Source organism: Rhodococcus sp. LW-XY12, assembly GCF_019317345.1.
Classification (GTDB): Bacteria; Actinomycetota; Actinomycetes; order Mycobacteriales; family Mycobacteriaceae; genus Rhodococcus; species Rhodococcus pyridinivorans.
The window spans coordinates 1,411,043-1,431,824 of record NZ_CP079225.1 but is presented as its reverse complement, the minus strand read 5'-3'; the positions used below and the strand labels follow the sequence as shown (position 1 = coordinate 1,431,824).

Genomic DNA, 20,782 nt, shown 5'->3' with positions numbered 1-20,782 from the left:
GATGTACCTTTCGGCACTGCGCACCTGAGAGATGTACCTTTCGGCACTGCGCACCTGAGAGATGCGCCTTTCGGCACTGCGCACCTGAGAAATGCGCCCGATCACCGGCCGATCACGGATCGGTGGGAGGTGCGCTGCCGCAGGGAATCTCGGTGGGCGTCTCGGGCGTCGGCACCGGGTCGACCGGATCGGACGCGTGGGCCGGCCACGATGCCGGTCGCGCCTCGGAGCACGGGTCGGCGACGGGTGCGCGATCGGGCGACGGCACCGGCGACGGCGGCGGCGCCACGGCCGTCTGCAGTCCGGGCGCGGAGCGTTCCGCCTGCACGCCGCTGCTCACCGCGACGGCCAGTCCCCCACCCAGCAGGGCGACGAGCGCGACGAGCATGGCCGGCAGGACGGTGCCGCGACGACGGTTCGTGGGCGCGGCGACGACCGTCGGGGAACGGCGGGCGGCTGCGACGAGCGCGGCACCGGTCGCGCGATGCCAGGGCACCTCGTGCGGAGTCACGAAGGGAACACCGAGGACGGTGGCGAGTTCTCGTGCCGGACGGGCGTCGCCGGGACGCAGATCGAGGAAGACCACCGCGTCGGGCGAGGTGCCTGCGCGGGCGACCGCTTCGTCCATCGCCTCGGGCAGGGACTGCGTGTAGGGACCGAACTCGTCGCCGTCGGGACTCACCGTGGACAGCACCGTGCGCGAGGGGACGTCGACCATCGATGCGGATTCGACGCCGTAGGTACGGGTGTGCAGGGCCAGGACCGGCAGTTCCGCGAGTTCGGGTGCTCCGGCGAGGAAGGCCAGTCGCGCGTCGTCGAGCAGGACCGTGTCGACGTCGATACCGAGCACGGCTCGCACCGCCTCGGTGACCGGTTCGGCGTCCTCGTCGTTCTCGGGACCGGTCACCACCGCGGCCGCGGACAGGGTCAGCGACGCCGCGGCGGCACGTTCCGCCATGGCGGAGGCGGCAGCGGCAGCGGCCTCCGCCGGTGTGTCCCCGGGTGCGCCGAAGCCTCGCTGGGAGTCGAACGGACCGAGACTCGGAACGTCGGCATCGACGAGGACCGCGCACACTTCACCGTCGTCGACGGAGATGCCGAGCATCGGGCGCATCTGTTCGTCCCTCCACGGCTGCCAGCACGAATCACGACGGCCCGAGCGGCCGTCGCTCGGACGAGCCTAGCCGACTACCGGGCCTACTCCGGGTAACAACCGACGGTGAGTCCGACGGTCGCGGCGACGTAACTGCCGAAGGTGATGTACGAGCCGTCGGCCGCGAACATCCGGACGGCGAGACCGGTATCCGGAGGCAGCACATGGCGACCGTGGAAGCCCGCCCGCGCGGCGGTGTCCTCGAAGACCCTGGCCGCACGGTCCAGTTCGTCGACCGGCACCGGCCTGCCCGAGCCGTGGATCGGGAGGTGCACCGTCAGGCCCGAGGTGCCGTCGGGCAGCGTGCATCCCGCGGTGGTGCTCGCGTACTTCGGTTCGAAGCGCACGCTGGGGAACTCGGCGGACAGTGCGGTGAGGACGTCGCGCTGCACGGCGGTGTAGAACTCGACCGCGCCCACGCTGGTCGTGGCGACCGGTTCGGGCATCGCGACCGGGGTCACCGTGGTGGTGCACGCCGCGAGCAGTGCTGCCGGAACGACGACGCACGCCCCGAGCCGAGAACTCCACACAGAGGTCACGGCGTACTCCGTTCTGCGGTGCCCGCGACGACACCGGCGATGTGGTGGGAACTCGACGTTCCGGGGGTGAGATACGAGCTGTGGCCGGTGATGCCCGCGAGCGGGACTCCGGCGGTGGTGGTGCCCGGACCGGCGGGAAGATGCGTCAGGCCGTCGAGGAAGCTCGGGTCGCCACCGAAGGTTCCGGCGTCGGCGACGATGTCGCGCTCGGCTTCGACGAGATAGGCGGAGCCGGGCGGGATCCGCAGGTCGGTCACGTCGCCGGTCCCGATCCCCGGAGCCCCGACGAACACCGCGGCATCGACCGCACCGGTCTCCCTCAGCGCCAGACCAGAGACGACGGCCCCGTAGGAATGCCCGACCGTGGTGATACGCGGGTCGTCGGGACGCGAGGCCGCGATGCCGTCGAGGAAGTCGACCAGGCGAGGCGCGGCGATCCGGGCGGCGAGGTCGGAGACCGGACTGCGCTCGGTGAACGCGAGACCCCATCCCCATTGGGGCGCCTGGTAATTCAGCCAGGTGACCGCCGCGACGGAGGGATCGCCGCCGGTGAGGTGGAGCCGAGCGGCGTCGCGCAGCGCCGCGACCTGCGTGTCGTAGCCCTGCAGATTGCCCTGCACGGTCGAGCCGGCGCCGGGGACGAAGACGGCCAGGTGCTCGGCGGTGTCGACGTCCCCGACGGCCACCGCCGCCATCGCTTCGCGTCCGGACAGGTCGAGGGCGAGCAATTGCCGGTCGCCGTGGGCGAGGGTCGCGTCGATCGCGGCGAGGGCCTCGATCTTCCGCACCGTCTGTTCGAGCCCGGCATCGGCGTCGGTGAACAGTCCGGTGACGCCGAGACTGTCGATCACGGTGCCACCGAGGAACATCGCGTCGAGTTCGGCCCGCAGTTGTGTCGCGACGGATTCGAGGCGGCGACGTTCGTCGTCGAGCAGGGCACGATTGGCGAGATCGCGAACCGCAGCGGGTAGTCCGTCGAGGGCGCCGATCCGTTCGGGATGTTCGGCGACCAGCGCGGTGCGTGCCGTGTCGTCGAGACCGTTCCACCACTGCGCGACCTGCACGGGATCGGTGGCCGGATCCGGCAGGACCGGCAGCGTCGTCGATCCGGACCGCGCGATCGCGGTATGTAGGCGACCCTGTTCGCCGAGAACCGTTCCCGGCGGATCGGATTCGACACTCAGGCGAGCGGCGGCCTCGCGGTCGAGCCCATCGGCACGGACGAGCAGCGATCGCAGCGACGCCGCGAGCAATTCGTCGGCGTCGAGCGGGAAACCCCGCGCAGCGGCCCTGGTCTGCAGCTCGCCCAGTTCGGAGTGCAGTGCCCGCAGTCGCGGCACGACGAACCGCGCACATGCGGACACGCGCCGATACGACTCGGCCTGTGCCGCGAGATCCCGCCCGTACGAGGCGAATGCGGACGTCGCTCCGTCATGCGCCGCACCGCTCCAGGCGTCGCCGAAGGACGCCGACCGCGCGACGTCGCCGGCCACGGCGTCGACGGCATCGGCACATGCCGCGAGCTCGGTCGCCGTGCGCTCGAGCGCATCCGGATCCCACCCCGCCAGATCGTCCACCTGCACACCACCACCCCCTGCCGCGGAAGCATAAGGGGCACCGACGACGGCCGGCCCGCGGAATGCTCCGCGGGCCGGCCGCTGTGGACAACTCCACTGCCTGTGGACAACTCTTGTCCACCTGCACTTTCTGCCTACATGTCGCTGATCGCTTCGAGCGGCGGCGTCTTCGCCGCCCGCTGCCCGGGCCACAGCGCCGCGAGGACACCGATGATGCCGGACGCGACGAGCATGCCGACGACCTGCGACCACGGCACCGAGATGATGTCGAGTCCCTGATCGGCGAGGGTGCGTACGAACGCCCAGCCGAACGCGAGACCGAGCACGACACCCACGACCGCGCCGAAGACCGCGATGAGCAGCGACTCCAGGTAGATCGTGCGACGCACCTGGGCGCGTTGCATACCGACGGCGCGGAGCATGCCGATTTCCCGCCGCCGTTCCACCACCGACAGCGCGAGGGTGTTGACGATGCCGAGGATGGCGATGACTACGGCGAGGGCGAGCAGGCCGTAGAGGATCGCGAGGAGCATGTCGATCTGCTGCGCCTGCTGACCCTTGAACTGCTCACGGTCGAGGACCTGCACGATCACGTAGTCCTTGACGGCCTCCTCGATCGACGCGCGCACGGTCTCCGGATCGGCACCGTCGACGGTGTTCATGAGGACGACGAGCGCCGACCGGTTGTTCGGCGGCGTGAACTGCTCGAACAGCTCCTGCGAGACGACCCACGGACCGATCAGCTGGTTGTCGGCGAAGATGCCGGCGACCGTGGTGTCGACGGTGTCGCCGTCGCGACTGGTGAGCGGAACGGTGGAGCCCACTTCCCAGCCGTGGTCGTCCGCCGAGGCCTGCGAGACGAGAATCTCGTTCCCGGTCACCTCGAAGGCTCCCGCGACCATGTCCAGGTCGAGAACGTCCTGGAGGGGCCCGCCCGCTCCGGTGCCGAACTCGAAGTCCTCGTCGATCTTGGCCTGCACGCCGTAGGCGGGCACGACCTCCTCGATGCCGTCCACTCCGCGGACCGCCTCGGCGGCGGGGGCCGGGACACCGAACATCTGCGGCCCGGTGAGCATGAAGTCCGCCTCGACCCCGTTGTCGACGAGCGCGTCGACACTGGCCTTCGCCGACGACCCGAACACCCCGATGACGGAGACGAGCATCAGCCCCAGGGTGAGGGCGAACGCGGTCGCGGCGGTGCGACGCGGATTGCGGGTCGCATTGGTGCGCGCGAGCCGGCCGATCGCCCCGAACGGCCGAGCGAAGACCGCACCGAGCGCGTTCACGACGGGCCGGGACAACGCCGGCGCCGCGAACAGCACCGACAGGATCAGCAGGAAGGCGCCGATACCGACGGTCGCGGCCGCGCCGCCACCGACCTGCTGTGCGCCCACCACGACGAGTGCCGCACCGACGATCGCGCAGAGCACACCGATGATCGTGCGGATGCGCAGCGACTCGACGGTCGCTGTGGATTCCTCGCGCATCGCGGCGACGGGCGGAACGTGGGTCGCGCGCCGCGCCGGGGCGTAGGCGCTGACCATCGTCACGACCACGCCGACGAGCAGCGCGACGATCACGGTGCGCGGGGACAACTGCAGCGGGCCCGACGGCAGTCCGAGATCCGCGGCGTTCAGTGCCGCGCGCAGACCGTAGGCGAGCGCGACGCCCGCGGCGATACCGATGATGCTGCCGATCAGACCGACGACGAAGGCCTCGAGGGTGACCGACCGGCCGACCTGCTTGCGGCTCGCGCCGATCGCGCGGAGCAGGGCGAGTTCGCGTAGTCGCTGGGCGACGATCATCGAGAAGGTGTTGTAGATGATGAACGTGCCGACGAGCAGTGCGATCGCGCCGAACGCGAGCAGGAAGTAGTTGAGGAAGTTCAGGGCCTCGGCGACCTGCGACTTGGTCTCCTCGGTGACCTCGGCTCCGGTCTGCACCTTCAGCTCGGGCAGCGCTGCCGCAATCTCGTCGCGCAGCTGCTCGGGCGAGAGCGAACCGTCGCCTGCGACGTCGAGGAAGCCGATGTGCCGGCCGTCGGTGAACAGCTGGGAGGCCTGTTCCTCGGTGAACAACGCACCGATGTAGCCGCCGGTGTCGGTCTCGAGTTCGTAGATGCCGCTGACGGTCACCGGCACCATGCCCTGCGAGATGGTGAGCACGGTCGTGCTGTCGCCGATCGAGAGATCACCTCGTTCGGCCGCGCTCTCGTTGAGCGCGATCTGCCCGCTCTCCGCGGGTGGTCCACCGGCCACGAAGGTCTCCGGTTCGCCGACGAGACGGTCGGGCGGGATGTAGGCGTAACCCTCGGCGGGTGCGCCTCCGGTCTGGATCGCGGCGCCCTCGGAGTCGAGGACGATGATGCTGCCACCGATCGACGGGGACGTGCGCTCGACGCCGGGGAGGGCGACGACCTGGTCGACGGCCTCGATCGGGACACCGCTGGTGCCGTACTGCTCGGTGCTGACGCGGACGTCGACGCCCTGGGCGACGTCGCCGAAGATGCCGTCGAAGGTGCGCTGCAGTGTGTCGGTGAAGACGAACGAACCGGTGATGAAGGCCGTGCCGAGCACCACGGAGAGCACGGTCAGGGCGAGCCGCACCTTGTGTGCGGCGAGGTTGCGCAGGGCAACCCTGCGGATGGGATTCCCACTCATCGCGGTGTCTCCTATTCCGCCACGGGAGCCGCGGAGGCGGGATCGAACTGTTTCATCCGGTCGAGCACTCGTTCGGCCGTCGGTTCGCGCATCTCGTCGACGATGCGTCCGTCGGCGAGGAACACCACGCGGTCGGCGTAGCCGGCGGCACGCGGGTCGTGGGTGACGATCACGACGGTCTGGTCGAACTCGTCGACGGCCGCCCGCAGGATGGACAGCACCTCACCGGACGAGCGGGAGTCGAGGTTGCCGGTCGGCTCGTCGCCGAAGATGATCTCCGGCCGGCCCGCGAGGGCACGCGCGCACGCGACACGCTGCTGCTGGCCACCGGACAATTCGCCGGGGCGGTGTCCGAGACGGTCGGTGAGACCGAGACGGGTGACGACGGTGTCGAGCCATTCCTGATCGATCTTGCGGCCCGCGATATCCACCGGCAGGGTGATGTTCTCGAGCGCGGTGAGGGTGGGGACGAGGTTGAACGCCTGGAAGACGAAGCCGATGCGGTCGCGCCGCAGCTGGGTCATCCCCTTGTCGGACAGGGTCGTCAGATCGGTGTCGCCGATGAAGACCGCTCCGGAGGTCGCGCTGTCGAGACCTGCGAGGCAGTGCATGAGGGTCGACTTGCCCGATCCGGAGGGACCCATGATCGCGGTGAACTCACCGGCGGCGAAATCCGCGGTCACACCGTCGAGGGCGTGTACCGCGGTTTCTCCGGTTCCGTAGATCTTCTTCAGGTCCTGGGCGCGGGCTGCTGGGGCCGAGTGCAGTGGCATGCACCCATCTTCCCGGTGCCGGGACCACCGCACCATCGGGGATGACCCCGATCTTCGATTCGGGGATACGGGTGTATGCCGGGGCGGTGGCTCAGGCCCAGCGTGCCTGACCCCCGTCCAGCGGGATCGTCGCGCCGGTGAGATAGCGTGCGTCGTCGCTCACAATCCACGCCACGGCGCGCCCGATGTCCTCTTCGGGGTCGCCGATGCGGCGGAGCGGGATGGTTTGCACGAACTCGGCGGCCTCCTCCGGGTTCTTCTCCGTCCACCATTTCAGGCCCGGCGAAAGGGCGTGCGGGGCGATGGCATTGACTCGGATGCCGTCGACTCCCCATTCGGATGCCGCGGTGCGGGTCAGCGACCGCAGTGCCTCCTTGGTCGAGGCGTAGCCGCCGTAACCACTCGCGTCCCAGCGCACCGCGGCGGAGGTGACCATGTTGACGATCGACCCGCCACCGCGTTCCTTCATGATCGGGTGGACGAGTTGCATGGCGTGCAGCGCGGCGAGCGGACCCGAGCGGTACGCCTTCTCCAGCACGGCCGGCTTCAGGTCGAGCAGCGGCCCGAGCGGATTGAAGCTCGCGTTGTTGACGAGGATGTCGACACCTCCGAAGGCTCTGACCGTGCGGTCCACCGCGGCGGCGATCGCATCCGGATCGGCGATGTCGCACACGACCGGCTCGGCGGTGCCACCGAAGGCGCGGATCTGCTCGGCGGTGTCGATCAGCTTCGACTCGGTCCGGCCGGCGACCGCGATGGCCACACCTTGGCGGGCCAGCGCGAACGCAACCCCCTGACCGACCCCCTGACCTGCGCCGGTGATCAGCGCGACCCTGCCGTCGAGTTTGCCGCCTTCGAGTGTGCCCATGCGAGGAGTCGAGCAGATTCCGGGCACGTCCGGGTATTGCGGTCCCGGTCGGCGGGACACTGCCCTAACCTGTGGCACATGCGGATAGGTGCGCACGTCCGGCAGGACGACGATCCCATCGGTCAGGGCGAACATCTCGGTGCCGATCTGGTGCAGGTGTTCCTGTCGGACCCGCAGAAATGGACGAAGCCCGGTGAGCATCCGCGCACCGAGGAGATCCTCGCATCGGACGTCGACGTGGTGGTGCACTCGCCGTACGTCATCAACGTAGCGAGCCTGAACAACAGGGTGCGGATGCCGTCGCGGAAGGCCGTCGCCGACCACGCCGAGGCGGGCGCGCGTATCGGTGCGCTCGGGCTGGTGGTCCACGGCGGGCACGTGCGCGCGGGTGAGGATGTCGCCGCCGGGGTGGAGAACTGGCGCAAGCTGTTCGAACGGCAGGAGGACAAGGGCGGGTTCGGGGTGCCGATCCTCGTCGAGAACACGGCGGGCGGCGACTTCGCGATGGCCCGCTACATCGACGCGATCGGACGTCTGTGGGACGCCATCGGCGACTACGGTCCCGGCTTCTGCCTCGACACCTGCCACGCCTGGGCGGGCGGTGAGGATCTCGTCGGTGTCGTCGAACGGGTGCGTGCGGTCACCGGCCGGATCGATCTGGTGCACCTGAACAATTCGCGTGACGAGTTCGATTCGGCCCGCGACCGGCACGCCAATCTTGCCGACGGGCAGATCGATCCGCAGTTGCTCGCGGAGATCGCGGTGCAGGCCGACGCACCGATCGTGCTCGAGACCCCGGCGGAGGGACTCGCCGAGGACATCGCCTTCCTGCGGGAGCACTCGACCTGACGACACACTCCGTTCTACGTTTGCGTCGTGCGCGGACCGATGCACCGTGTCGACGGCGCGCCTCTGTCTCCGACCGAAGCGCACACCCCCGAAGCTGCGGTCACATGCCGGGCAGGTCGCCGGTCAGATAGCGCTGCACAGTGGGGGCGACGATCTCGACGAGCTGCTCCGACGACATCGACGCGAGCGGTTCGAGTCCGATGATGTAGCGCACCAGCATGATCCCGGTCATCTGGGTGGCCACCAGTTCGGCCCGCAGCCGGCCGGTGCCGACCGGACGGTCGATACGCTCGAACAGCGGTGCGAGCGCGACTTCCAGCAGGAACGAGCGGATCAGACCGCTGTCGCCCCCGGCGATCTGCGCACGGAACATCGCCACGGCCGCGTCGCGGTGCGGGGAGTCCCACACACCGAGAAGGGCGGTCGTGAGGGCACGGCCGAGATCCTCGGGTTCGGCCGCGTAGACGGGGGCGAGGACGTCGCGCGGATCGACCGGCAGCGCGATGGACGCGGTGAACAGCTGCAGCTTGGTGCCGAAGTAGTGGTGCACGAGCGCCGGGTCCACCCCTGCACGGGCCGCTACCGCACGCACCGTCGTCTTGTCGAAACCGTTGGCGGCAAACAGTTCCCGGGCGCTCGCGAGGATGTCGCCGCGCGCGCCCGAGTTCCCGGGACGGCGGCCGGGGCGCCGCGTCCCGGCCTCGCTCGTCACGGGGTGCGACGGCGCAGCGTCGCCGCACCGAGTGTGAGGGCCGCGGCGGCGAACGCCGCGACGACGATCAGATCCCGCACCATGACGGCGGTGATCCCCGGATTCACGGTGATCTCCTGCAGCGCCTCCACCGCGTAGCTCAACGGCAGTGCGTTGCTGATCCAGCGCAGCCAGTCGGGCAGATCGTCCCGGGCGACGAGCAACCCGCACAGCAGGAACTGCGGAATGACGATCACCGGCATGAACTGCACGGCCTGGAACTCGGTGCGGGCGAAGGCGCTGCACAACAGCCCCAGGGAGACCCCGAGGACGGCGACGAGAACCGCGACGACCAGCACCCACAGCACCGATCCGGCGCTGGTGACGTCCAGCAGCCAGAAGGCCACCACGCATGCGAGACCGGCCTGGACGGCCGCCGCGAGCGAGAAAGCGCTGCCGTAACCGGCGAGCAGGTCGAGTTTCGTCAGCGGTGTCGTGAGTAGCCGTTCGAGGGTGCCCGAACTGCGCTCGCGTTGCATCGCGATGGAGGTGACCAGGAACATCACGACGAACGGGAGGATCCCGAGCATCGTGACGGCGATCCGGTCGAACAGCGAGACTCCGCCCGGACCGGTGGGGGCGTTCTGGTACATGAAGTACAGCAGCGTCATCAGCAGGCTCGGGACGAGCACGATCATCGCGACGGTGCGATGGTCGGCCCGCAGTTGACGCAGGATGCGGGTGGTCGTGGTGGCATAGATGACGGCGCTCACGGTCGTGCTCCCGTCCGGTTCCGGATGAGTCGGAGAAAAGCGTTCTCGAGGCCCGTCTCCCCCGTCTGTTCGCGCAGTTCGACCGGGGTCAGCTGGGCCACCAGTCGGCCTTCGCGCAGGAGGACGAGCTCGTCGCAGTGGCCGGCCTCGTCCATGACGTGGCTCGACACGAGCAGGGTGGTGCCGCGGTCGGCGAGTGCGCGGAAGTGCTCCCACAGCTCGGCGCGCAGCAGTGGATCGAGTCCGACGGTGGGTTCGTCGAGCACGAGCAGTTCGGGATCGCCCACCAGCGCACACGCGAGCGACACCCGGCCCATTTGACCGCCGGAGAGGGCCGCCGTCCGGTTGCCGGCGTGGTCGGTGAGCCCGACCGCCGCGAGGGTGTCGGCGACCGCGGCGCCCTTCCGCCCGTAGAGGGAGGCGAAATAGGAGACGTTCTCGGTGACGGTCAGGTCGGGGTAGACGCTCGGCGACTGGGTGACGTAACCGATGCGGCGGCGCAGTTCGGCGCTGCCCGCGCGCAGGCCCAGCACCGTGACCGTGCCGGATTCGACGATCTGGGTGCCGACGATCGTGCGCATCAGGGTGGTCTTCCCGCAGCCCGAGGGGCCGAGCAGTCCGGTGATCGCCCCGCGCGGGACGCGCACGCTCACGTCCTCGAGAGCTCGATGGGTGCCACGCCGAACGTGCAGATCGCGGATGTCGACAGCGTCGGAGATGTGGTCGATGGCCATGATCCACTCAATTCATCGAGTGTTGAAATCATCCTTGGATGAATTGTGCGCCTCACGTCTCGATCCGGTCAACCCCCGCGAGCGTCGCCAGTGGCCGACGGGAGCTCCGACGTACCATGAGTCCCATGAAGCACACGCGTCTCGCCCTGGCCGTCACCGCAACAGCACTGGTCCTGGCGGGATGCTCCGCCGGTGCCGACGAGCCCGCACCCTCCCCCGCCGTCTCGGTCGACACGCCGACGTCCTCGGCTCCCGAGACCACCACCTCCGACGAGGTCCCGCGCGACGCGCGCGAGAAGGTCTCCCCGGCCGGAGAGGGCGCAAAACTCACGGTCGTCGACATCCGCACCGGACGTCACGAGGGCTTCGACCGCGTGGTCTACGAACTCGGCGGCGAGGGCACACCGGGGTGGCGGGTCGGCTACGTCGACGAGCCGCTCCAGCAGGGCAGCGGCAACGAGGTCCCCGTCGCCGGCAACGCCGTGCTGCAGGTGCTCATCGACGGCTCGGCCTATCCGTTCGACAGCGGTGTCGAGCAGTACGCCGGCCCGGATCCCGTGCTCGCCGATGCCGGCGGATCCGTGGTGGAGGTCAGCGGGTCCGGCGTCTTCGAAGGTGTCACCCAGTCGTTCATCGGCGTCGCCGCGCACGGCACGCCGTTCTCGGTGTACTCCCTCACCGGACCGACCCGCGTGGTGATCGACGTGGCCCGCTGACGTCTCGTCCTGTCGTGGTGCGAGCCTAGGCTTGACCTCGAGCGCACTCGAGGTCCTAGCCTCGGCTGCGACCCGAGGAGGCCGACACCATGAGCATGGAAGTCACCGCGTGGAACGCGATGTACAACGCGATGCACGCCGAGAGCGACCGCAGGCCGTTCTCCCGAGCGAGCCTACGGCGGATCGCCGAGTTCGCCCGGCCGCACCGCCGTAACATCACCTTCTATCTCGTCCTGAGCGTGACCATCGCGGCGCTCGGCGTCGCGACACCGGTACTCGCGGGCCGGGTGATCGACGCGATCGTCGACGGCGCTGCGGTCTCGGTCGTGGTGCTGCTCGCGGTGATCATCGCCGCGATCGCACTGATCGAGGCCGGCCTCGGGATCGCGAACCGCTGGTTGTCGGCGAGCATCGGCGAGGATCTCATCCTCGATCTGCGCACCACGGTCTTCGACCACGTGCAGCGCATGCCGGTCGCCTTCTTCACGAGAACCCGTACGGGCGCGCTCGTCTCGCGCCTGAACAACGACGTCATCGGTGCGCAGCGTGCCTTCAGCGACACCCTGTCCGGCGTGGTCGGCAACATCGTCACCCTCGCGATCACCCTGGTGGTGATGATCGGGATATCCTGGCAGATCACCCTTCTCGCACTGCTGCTGCTCCCGATCTTCGTGATTCCCGCCCGGCACATGGGCGCCCGGCTCGCGCAGCTCAGCCGGGAGGCCGCCAACCACAACTCGGTGATGAACACGCAGATGACCGAACGGTTCTCGGCTCCAGGCGCCACCCTGGTCAAGCTGTTCGGCCGTCCGGCACAGGAGTCGAGGGAGTTCGCCGTCCGGGCGACGCGGGTCCGCGACATCGGCGTGCGCACCGCGATGCTGCAGAGCGTGTTCGTCACCGCTCTGACACTCGTGTCCGCACTCGCGCTCGCGCTCGTCTACGGCCTCGGCGGTTTCTATGCCCTGCGCGACCAGCTCGATCCCGGTTCGGTGGTCGCGATGGCGATGCTCCTCACGCGCCTGTACTCGCCGCTGACGGCGCTGGCCAGTGCCCGCATGGACGTCATGAGTGCGATGGTGAGCTTCGAGCGGGTCTTCGAGATCCTCGATCTGAAGCCGCTGATGGAGCAGTCGCCCGACGCCCGGCCGGTGCCCGACGGTCCGGTCTCGGTGGAACTCCGGGATGTCACCTTCGCGTATCCGTCCGCCGACAAGGTCTCGCTCGCCTCCCTCGAGGAGGTCGCGGTGCTCGATTCGCGGGGCGGCGAAGAGGTGCTGCGCGACGTGTCGTTCCGCGTGGAACCGGGCCGGATGGTCGCACTGGTCGGATCGTCCGGCGCGGGCAAATCGACCATCGCACAACTGATCCCGCGATTGTACGATGTCGATTCCGGCGCCGTGCTGCTCGGCGGAGCGGACGTCCGCGAACTGACCGCCGACTCGATCCGCGCGACGGTCGGGCTGGTCACCCAGGACGGTCACCTGTTCCACGACACGGTCCGCAACAACCTGCTGCTCGCCCGCCCCGAAGCCGGCGAGGACGAACTGTGGGACGCCCTACGTCGCGCACGCCTCGAGCCCCTGATCGCGTCGTTGCCGAACGGACTCGACACGGTCGTCGGCGAACGCGGCTACCGGCTCTCGGGTGGTGAGCGTCAGCGGCTGACGATCGCGCGACTGCTGCTCGCCCATCCGCGGGTGGTGATCCTGGACGAGGCCACCGCCCATCTCGATTCGACCTCGGAGGCCGCTGTGCAGGAGGCGTTGACCGAGGCGCTCGAGGGTCGCACGTCGGTGGTCATCGCGCACCGCCTGTCGACCATCCGCGCCGCCGACGAGATCCTGGTCGTCGAGGCCGGGCGCATCGTCGAACGCGGCAACCACGACGATCTCCTAGCGGCGGGCGGCCGCTACGCGCAGCTGTACCGCACGCAGTTCGCCGATTCGGGACCGAAGGTATCGGTGGGAGCCCCCATACTCGACGCATGAGCGCCGGGACGTCGACGGTGCCACCGCCGACGTCCCGGCCGAGTGGATCGGCCGGCGGTCTCAGTCGCGGTATCCGCCGCGACCACCACGATCGTTGCGGTCGCTGCGGTGCGTGAAGTCGCCGGAGCGTCCGCCACGGCTGTCGCCGTACTCGCGCTTGCCGCCACGATCGCGCTTGCCGTGATCGCGACGGTCTCCCCCGCGTCGATCGTCGCCGCGACGGTCGTCGCGTCCGCGATACGAGCTGGGACGTCCGGACGGTGCGCCGGAGTCGGGCTGCAGCTGGATGAGCACGCCCGAGATTCGGGTGGAGCGCAGCGCGTCGAGGGTCTGCGGCGACAGATCCTTCGGCAGCTCGACGAGGCTGTGATCGGCACGGATGCTGATGTGCCCGAAATCGCCGCGGCGCAGTCCGCCCTCGTTGGCGATGGCACCGACGATCGCACCGGGCTGCACGCGGTGACGCTTGCCTACGGCGATGCGGTAGGTGGTCATCTCCTGGCCGTCGCGACCGACCTTCGGCCCGTCGTCGAAGCGACGCGGCGGACGCTCGCGCGGTTCGCGCTCGCGGCGCGGCGGTGCGACCGGCTCGGGTTCGGCCTCCATGAGGAACGACTCGCCGTCGCGAGACAGCACCGCCAGCGCGGCCGCGATGTCGGCGAGCGGCACGTCGTGCTCACGCTCGTAGTCCTCGATGAAGGTGCGGAACAGCTGCAGGTGATCGGAGGCGAGCGCCTCGGTGATCGAGTCGTTGAACTTCGATACGCGCTGGGCGTTGACGTCCTCGACGGTGGGCAGCTGCATCTCGGCGAGCGGCTGGCGGGTGGCCCGCTCGATCGCCTTGAGCAGGTGACGCTCGCGCGGAGCGACGAACAGCAGCGCGTCGCCGGTGCGGCCGGCGCGGCCTGTGCGGCCGATGCGGTGGACGTACGACTCGGTGTCGTGCGGGATGTCGTAGTTCACGACGTGGCTGATGCGCTCGACGTCGAGACCACGCGCGGCGACGTCCGTCGCGACGAGGATGTCGAGGGCGCCGCTCTTGAGCTGGCCGATGGTGCGCTCACGCTGGGCCTGCACGATGTCGCCGTTGATCGCGGCGGCCGAGAAGCCGCGGGCACGCAACCGCTCGGCGAGGTCTTCGGTGGCCTGCTTGGTCCGGACGAAGATGATCATCGCCTCGAACGACTCGACCTCGAGGATGCGGGTCAGGGCGTCGAGCTTGCGCTGGTGCGACACCAGCACCCAGCGCTGGGAGATGTTCGAGGAGGTCGTGGTCTTCGACTTGACCGTGATCTCTTCGGGGTCGTTGAGGTACTGCTTCGACAGCCGGCGGATCGCGCCGGGCATCGTCGCGGAGAACAGCGCCACCTGCTTGGTGTCCGGGGTGTCGGCGAGGATCCGCTCGACGTCCTCCTGGAAGCCCATGGTGAGCATCTCGTCGGCCTCGTCGAGCACGAGGAATTCGAGCTCCGAGATGTCGAGGGTGCCCTTGGAAAGGTGATCGATCACACGTCCGGGGGTGCCGACGATGACCTGGGCGCCGCGACGCAGCCCCGACAGCTGCACCCCGTACGCCTGGCCACCGTAGATGGGCAGCACGTGCAACCCGGGGATGTGCGCCGAATACTTGCCGAAAGCCTCTGCGACCTGCAGCGCGAGCTCGCGCGTGGGCGCAAGGATCAGCGCCTGCGGACGCTTCTTCGAGGTGTCGATGCGGGACAGGATCGGCACCGCGAACGCGGCGGTCTTGCCGGTGCCGGTCTGAGCGAGACCGACGACGTCCCGTCCCTCCAGCAGCGGCGGGATGGTCGCCGCCTGGATCGGCGACGGGGACTCGTAGCCCACATCCGAAAGCGCTTGCAGCACACGGGCATCGATGTCGAGATCGGCGAACGTGGGGGTGGCGTTTTCGGCGTCGGGGTCTTGCACAGTATCACTCATTTGACCTGCAGTTTATCGGATGAGCGTCGCTGACCTCGAATCATCGGCGCCCCGACCTCCCTCCGGCACCCTCGAGTCGCCGGTCCGGAGCCGTCGCGGCGAGGTGTTTCGCCCAGCGTCGCAGCGCGGGCCGCACCGGTGGATATTCGAGCCCGTGCCTGCGCGCGAACGCAGTGGCCGACGCCGTCGGGTACGTGTCGGTACTGACGAAGCTCAGCGTTTCCTTCTGCGCCCCGGTGAGCCACGCCGGCAGGATCCGCAGCGCGACGACGGGAACGAGACGACGCGGCGCGGGCACACCCAGCTCCCCCGCGACCAGGGCGACGAGTTCGGGCAGCGCCGGCGTCGCGTCGTCGAGAACCCAGTACGCCTGCCCCGCGGCCTGCGGGTCCCGCGGCACGAGCGCCAGGAACCGTGCGAGGTGGTCGACGGTGACGACGGGCACCACGGTGCCCCGGGAGCCGGGCACCGCCCGCAGCTGCCCGCGGGACAGTTGCAGCACGAGTTCCGCCAGGCCCAGGTACTGGTCGGCCTCCCCCGTCCGGGAGTCGCCGATCACGGTGCCGGGATTGACGACGGTGAGCGGGACGTTCAGCGCGGCCGCGAGCGCGCGCACCACCGCGTCGGCTTCGATCTTGGACGCTTCGTAGGCGCCGAGCCTGCCGTAGATCCGGCGCCGGTGACGCGGCGGCCACGGCACCGGCATCGTCGGATGCGCACCGACGCGATACCCGCTGACGTGGATCAGCCGGCGCGCCCCGGACGCGGCGGCGAAGCGGGTGATCTTCTCGGCCAGAACGACATTCACCGCGCGCGCCGCCTGCGGTGTCATGCCGAAGGCGAACGCGGCCGCGAGGTTGTGGACGTCGCGCACCTCCGGCACCGCCGGTTCGAGGGAGATCTCCGCGGCGTCGGGATCGAAGAGGTGAACCGAGAGCCGGTCGATCGGCACGCCGTCGCCCGCGAGCCGCTCCCGGAGCCGGGCCCCGGATTCCGCCGAGCGCACGACCGCGACGATCCGGCCGTCGTCCGGTCCGGTGAGCAGTTCGCGCAGCAGCCCGCGGCCGATGAAGCCCGTCGCGCCGAACACCACGGTTGCCCCGTTCGTCGCTGCCCCGTTCATCGTGAGGCTCCGATCAGGTCGAGCACGACGGCCTTCGCCTCGTGCAGCGGGGCGGTGTCGCGTCGCGCCCGCGCAACGACGGTCGCGCCTTCGACGAGACCGACGATCGCACCCGCGAGCGCTGCCGGGTTCGGCACGCCGTCCCGGACGAGGAGCTGCTCGAGGACGACCCGCCACGACTCGTACACCCGGGCGCAGCTCTCCTGCAGCGTGGGGTTCTCGGCGGCGGCGTCGACGGCGACGGACGCGACCGCGCAGCCGGCCGCGAAATCGGAGCGTTCGAGCCGGGCAGCGAGGTCGTCGAACACGGCCGAGACGACGGCGCCGGCGCCCCGGCCGTCGGCGATCAGCGACTCGAGCAGGCCGGTGAACTCCGCGCCGACCCGGTCGAGGGCGGCGACGACGAGCTCGTCCTTGCCGCCGGGGAAATGGAAGTAGAGCGAGCCGCGCGGTGCCGCGGCGCCGGCGGTGATGTGTGCGAGCCCGGTGCCGTGGTAGCCGCGGGTCTGGATGAGTTCGAGCGCGGTGTCGATCATGCGCGTCCTGGTTCGCGCTCCCTTGGTGGTCACGCCAAAATAATAGACCGGTCTACATATTTTAGGTAGGGGCCACACCGCCGACGGGCGTCGATGTGTGCGTTGGCACACTGAACGAGTTCTCGTTGCAGACCGAAAGGACGACCCGGTGTCGGAGCCCGTCAGCATTCCCACCCACTGGTACAACATCGCCGGCGACCTGCCTGTCGCTCCGCCGCCGCACCTGCACCCCGGCACCCGCGAACCGATCACCGCCGACGATCTCGCACCTCTGTTCGCCTCGGGACTGATCGAGCAGGAACTGTCGACCGAGACCGACATCGAGATCCCGGAGGCCGTGCGCGAGGTCTACGCCGGTTACCGCTCCACGCCCCTTTTCCGCGCCCGCTCGTTCGAGAAGGCACTCGGCACCCCGGCCCGCATCTACGTCAAGTACGAGGGCGTGAGCCCGGTGGGCAGCCACAAGGTGAACTCGGCGGTCGCACAGGCCTACTACAACTCGCTCGACGGCGTCACCCGGCTCACGACGGAGACCGGTGCCGGACAGTGGGGTTCGGCCCTGTCGTTCGCGTGCGCGAAGTTCGGTATCGATCTCGAGGTGTGGCAGGTCCGCGCCTCCTACGACTCGAAGCCCTACCGCCGCTTCCTCATCGAGACCTACGGCGGCACAGTACATCCCAGCCCGTCCGACCTGACGGAGGCCGGTCGCGCCGTCCTTGCCGAGCACCCGGACACACCCGGCTCGCTCGGCATCGCGGTCTCGGAGGCCGTGGAGGTCGCAGTGAAGGACGCCGCCGCCCGCTACACCCTCGGCAGCGTGCTCAACCACGTGGTGCTGCACCAGACCGTCATCGGCCTCGAGGCCGTGGAGCAACTGCGGGCCGCGGGTGAGGACCAGGCCGACGTCGTCTTCGGTTGCGCGGGCGGCGGTTCGAACCTCGCCGGCCTGTCGTTCCCGTTCCTGCGCGAGGTCATCCACGAGCGGGCGACCACGCGTGTCGTCGCCGTCGAGCCCGCGGCGTGCCCGTCGATCACCCGCGGCGAGTACCGCTACGACCACGGTGACATCGCGGGTCTGACCCCGCTGCTGAAGATGCACACCCTCGGTCAGGACTTCATCCCGGATCCGATCCACGCCGGCGGGCTGCGATATCACGGCATGGCGCCGTTGCTCAGCCACACCGTCGAGCTCGGCTACGTGCAGGGACAGTCCGTGGCACAGACCGATGCCTTCTCCGCGGCGGTGCTCTTCGCCCGGAACGAGGGCATCGTGCCGGCGCCGGAGTCGTCGCACGCGATCGCCGCGGCCGCGGAGTACACGCGGGGCCTCACCGAACCCGAGGTCATCGTGATCGGCCTGTCCGGCCACGGCCAGCTCGATCTGCCCGCCTACCACTCGTACCTGTCGGGCGAGCTCGACCGAGATCCCCCCGGTCCGTCCGGGCGGTGAGTGCTCGCCCGCCCGGGCGGACCGTCCCATACTGGAGGTGTGGGGTACGCCACGCGCGAGGAGGCAGGCCGGCGACTCGCCCGGTCGGCCGGGCACCTGCACGACGCCGACCCGGTGGTCCTCGCACTACCTCGCGGCGGCATTCCCGTCGCCCGTGAACTCGCCGCAGCCCTCGATGCGCCCCTGGACGTCCTCGTGGTGCGCAAACTGGGCGTGCCCTGGCATCCCGAACTCGCGATGGGCGCGATCGCCGAAGGACCGGGTCCCGGAACCGCCGGGGAATCGACCACGCAGGACGCCGTCTTCCGGGTCCTCAACGACGACGTGATCCGGCGCGGGCGGATCGCCCCCGAATCCGTGGCGGCCGTCGAGCGACGCGAGCTGGCCGAACTGGCTCGACGTGCCGATTGCCTGCGTGCCGGTCGCACCCGGGTGCCGCTGGAGGGCCGCACGGCGATCGTCGTCGACGACGGCATCGCCACAGGTGCGACGGCCGCGGTGGCATGCCTCGCCGCGCGCGCCTCCGGAGCGACCCGGGTCGTCCTCGCGGTGCCGGTGGCCTCCCCCGACGCACTGCGCCGGGCCGGCCGGACGGCCGACGAGGTGATCTGCCCGTGGACGCCGGTGGACACCGACAGCGTCGGCGCCGCCTACGACGACTTCCATCAGCTCGGCGACGACGAAGCGATTCTCCTTCTCCGAAATACTGGTACTTCCGGTACCGGGAAATCCGACGAGACGATCCGATAGTGGCAATCCTCGTTACCGGCGGGTAGCATTGTTACCTGGATCACTGCCTATCGGACTGTAAAAAGGGGGCAAAGCGGTCCGAGGGTAATGCATTTCCCAACGACGTGTGATGCAATGCACACCGACAGCACCTAACGATGGAGGGGTCACAGTGAGTGAGATTGCCGTACCACAGTCGTTCTCGATTCCCGAGAACACGTCGATGGCCGACAGCGTCTTCCGGCACGAGAAGGAGTCGCCTGAGTTCGTGCCGTTTGAGCGACTGGTCGACGGCAAGTGGGTTCCCGTCACCGCCCGCCAGTTCGCATCCGAGGTGCGCGCCGTGGCGAAGGGCCTGATCGCGTCGGGTATCGAGCTCGGCGACCGCGTCGCGGTCCTGTCGGCGACGCGCTACGAATGGGTCCTGCTCGACTACGCCATCTGGGCCGCGGGCGGTGCCACCGTGGCGATCTACGAGACGTCGTCGGCCGACCAGGCCCAGTGGATCCTCGAGGACTCCGGGACCAAGCTGCTCATCGTCGAGAACTCCGGTCACGTCGACACCGTCCGCGAGGTCGCCGAGAACGCCCCGACCGTGCGCGAGATCCTGCAGATCGAGCCGGCGCCGGGCGGCAAGAGCGCGGTCGACGAGCTCATCGCACGCGGCGCAGCGGTCACCGACGAGCAGGTCGAGGAACGGCGCAACTCGGTCACGGCCGAATCCGCGGCGACCCTCATCTACACCTCCGGCACCACGGGCCGGCCGAAGGGCGTCCAGCTCAAGCACCGCCACTTCGCCTCGGAGTCCGCAGCCTGCGGCCTGGCCCTGCCCGACTCGATGCACGAGGGCCAGCGCACCCTGTTGTTCATCCCGATGGCACACGTCTTCGCGCGCCTGATCTCGTTCGCGGCATTCGACAGCAAGGTCACCGTCGGTCATACCTCCGACCTGACGACGCTGCTCGACCAGTTCGCGGTCTTCAAGCCGAACTTCATCCTCTCGGTGCCCCGCGTGTTCGAGAAGGTCTACAACTCGGCGAAGCAGAAGGCCTACGACGGCGGCAAGGGCAAGATCTTCGAGAAGGCCTCGGAGGTCGCGATCGAGTACAGCAAGGCCCTCGAGAACGGCGGCCCCGGCCTCGGCCTGAAGATCCAGCACTTCGTCTTCGACAAGCTGGTCTACGGCAAGCTCAAGGCCGCGCTCGGCGGCAACGTCACCCGGGCCGTCTCGGGCGGCGCCGCACTCGGCGCACGTCTCGGCCACTTCTTCCGCGGTGTCGGCGTCACCATCTACGAGGGTTACGGCCTGACGGAGACCACCGGCGGCATCATCATGAACACCCCGGCCGCCCAGAAGATCGGCACCGTCGGCACGCCGTTCAACGGCTGCGCCGCGAAGATCGCCGAGGACGGCGAGCTCCTCCTCAAGGGCCCCCAGGTGTTCGACGGCTACTGGCAGAACGACAAGGCCACCGACGAAGCCATCCGCGACGGCTGGTTCCACACCGGCGACATCGGTGCGATCGACGAGGACGGCTTCATCTCGATCACCGGCCGCAAGAAGGAACTCATCGTCACCGCGGGCGGCAAGAACGTCGCCCCGGCCGTCCTCGAGGATTCGCTGCGCGCCCACCCGCTGATCAGCTGTTAGGGACGTGCTTCGGATAGCAGGGTTCTGA

The 20,782-nt window shown here is 69.4% G+C and carries 17 protein-coding genes and 1 pseudogene; 6 read left to right on the top strand and 12 right to left on the bottom strand.

Annotation, left to right across the window (positions count from 1 at the left end; genetic code table 11):
* Positions 1-112: 112 nt before the first annotated feature.
* The 6 genes from KXC42_RS06755 to KXC42_RS06730 form a co-directional block, all read right to left on the bottom strand.
* Positions 113-1,114, bottom strand: coding sequence for a hypothetical protein (locus KXC42_RS06755; protein ID WP_219130063.1), 1,002 nt, complete (start codon positions 1,112-1,114; stop codon positions 113-115).
* 83 nt (positions 1,115-1,197) lie between these two features.
* Positions 1,198-1,692 carry an LppA family lipoprotein gene (locus KXC42_RS06750; protein ID WP_071934591.1) on the bottom strand — a complete coding sequence of 165 codons (495 nt, stop codon included), beginning with the start codon at positions 1,690-1,692 and terminating at the stop codon, positions 1,198-1,200.
* Entirely contained in the window at positions 1,689-3,269 is a 1,581-nt protein-coding gene (locus tag KXC42_RS06745) for an alpha/beta hydrolase family protein (RefSeq protein ID WP_257606048.1), read from the bottom strand. Before KXC42_RS06745 ends, KXC42_RS06750 begins: the two co-directional genes overlap by 4 nt.
* A gap of 134 nt (positions 3,270-3,403) precedes the next feature.
* Positions 3,404-5,929, bottom strand: a complete 2,526-nt coding sequence (locus KXC42_RS06740) for an ABC transporter permease (RefSeq protein WP_219130061.1) — start codon at positions 5,927-5,929, stop codon at positions 3,404-3,406.
* Between the two features lie 11 nt (positions 5,930-5,940).
* The gene (locus tag KXC42_RS06735) at positions 5,941-6,702 is read right to left on the bottom strand and encodes an ABC transporter ATP-binding protein (RefSeq protein ID WP_006553930.1); all 762 of its coding nucleotides are present in this window, start codon (positions 6,700-6,702) and stop codon (positions 5,941-5,943) included.
* A gap of 91 nt (positions 6,703-6,793) precedes the next feature.
* Positions 6,794-7,570 (bottom strand): SDR family NAD(P)-dependent oxidoreductase, encoded by a 777-nt coding sequence (locus KXC42_RS06730; protein WP_006553929.1) that lies wholly within the window; start codon positions 7,568-7,570, stop codon positions 6,794-6,796.
* A gap of 78 nt (positions 7,571-7,648) precedes the next feature.
* On the opposite strand from KXC42_RS06730, the gene KXC42_RS06725 reads away from it, so the two are divergent.
* Complete coding sequence (locus tag KXC42_RS06725; protein WP_200359722.1) at positions 7,649-8,419, top strand: deoxyribonuclease IV; 771 nt, start codon at positions 7,649-7,651, stop codon at positions 8,417-8,419.
* 100 nt (positions 8,420-8,519) lie between these two features.
* Here KXC42_RS06725 and KXC42_RS06720 read toward each other — a convergent pair whose 3' ends face one another.
* The 3 genes from KXC42_RS06720 to KXC42_RS06710 are packed head-to-tail and all read right to left on the bottom strand — an operon-like array spanning position 8,520 to position 10,617.
* Positions 8,520-9,131 carry a TetR family transcriptional regulator gene (locus KXC42_RS06720; protein WP_019288104.1) on the bottom strand — a complete coding sequence of 204 codons (612 nt, stop codon included), beginning with the start codon at positions 9,129-9,131 and terminating at the stop codon, positions 8,520-8,522.
* Entirely contained in the window at positions 9,128-9,883 is a 756-nt protein-coding gene (locus KXC42_RS06715; protein ID WP_219130060.1) for an ABC transporter permease, read from the bottom strand. Before KXC42_RS06715 ends, KXC42_RS06720 begins: the two co-directional genes overlap by 4 nt.
* Positions 9,880-10,617, bottom strand: a complete 738-nt coding sequence (locus KXC42_RS06710) for an ABC transporter ATP-binding protein (protein ID WP_019288102.1) — start codon at positions 10,615-10,617, stop codon at positions 9,880-9,882. Before KXC42_RS06710 ends, KXC42_RS06715 begins: the two co-directional genes overlap by 4 nt.
* 125 nt (positions 10,618-10,742) lie before the next feature.
* On the opposite strand from KXC42_RS06710, the gene KXC42_RS06705 reads away from it, so the two are divergent.
* On the top strand, positions 10,743-11,333 hold the full coding sequence (locus tag KXC42_RS06705; protein WP_219130059.1) for a hypothetical protein: 591 nt from the start codon (positions 10,743-10,745) through the stop codon (positions 11,331-11,333).
* 89 nt (positions 11,334-11,422) lie between these two features.
* Positions 11,423-13,324, top strand: coding sequence for an ABC transporter ATP-binding protein (locus KXC42_RS06700; protein WP_219130058.1), 1,902 nt, complete (start codon positions 11,423-11,425; stop codon positions 13,322-13,324).
* Between the two features lie 60 nt (positions 13,325-13,384).
* On the opposite strand, the gene KXC42_RS06695 is transcribed toward KXC42_RS06700, so the two are convergent.
* Genes KXC42_RS06695 through KXC42_RS06685 form a run of 3 tightly spaced genes read right to left on the bottom strand, consistent with a single transcriptional unit; the run spans position 13,385 to position 16,957 of the window.
* Positions 13,385-15,265, bottom strand: a complete 1,881-nt coding sequence (locus tag KXC42_RS06695) for a DEAD/DEAH box helicase (RefSeq protein ID WP_071934587.1) — start codon at positions 15,263-15,265, stop codon at positions 13,385-13,387.
* 40 nt (positions 15,266-15,305) lie between these two features.
* Positions 15,306-16,388 (bottom strand): SDR family oxidoreductase, encoded by a 1,083-nt coding sequence (locus KXC42_RS06690; protein WP_039586267.1) that lies wholly within the window; start codon positions 16,386-16,388, stop codon positions 15,306-15,308.
* Positions 16,385-16,957, bottom strand: coding sequence for a TetR/AcrR family transcriptional regulator (locus KXC42_RS06685; RefSeq protein ID WP_257606047.1), 573 nt, complete (start codon positions 16,955-16,957; stop codon positions 16,385-16,387). Before KXC42_RS06685 ends, KXC42_RS06690 begins: the two co-directional genes overlap by 4 nt.
* Positions 16,958-17,072: 115 nt before the next feature.
* Here KXC42_RS06685 and KXC42_RS06680 point away from each other — a divergent pair, with 115 nt between their 5' ends.
* The 3 genes and pseudogenes from KXC42_RS06680 to KXC42_RS06670 form a co-directional block, all read left to right on the top strand.
* Entirely contained in the window at positions 17,073-18,374 is a 1,302-nt protein-coding gene (locus KXC42_RS06680; protein WP_219130057.1) for a TrpB-like pyridoxal phosphate-dependent enzyme, read from the top strand.
* Positions 18,375-18,413: 39 nt separating this feature from the next.
* Complete coding sequence (locus KXC42_RS06675) at positions 18,414-19,124, top strand: phosphoribosyltransferase (RefSeq protein WP_219130056.1); 711 nt, start codon at positions 18,414-18,416, stop codon at positions 19,122-19,124.
* Between the two features lie 151 nt (positions 19,125-19,275).
* Positions 19,276-20,748 (top strand): annotated as a pseudogene (locus KXC42_RS06670) (long-chain fatty acid--CoA ligase); the annotation flags it as partial.
* Positions 20,749-20,782: the final 34 nt, after the last annotated feature.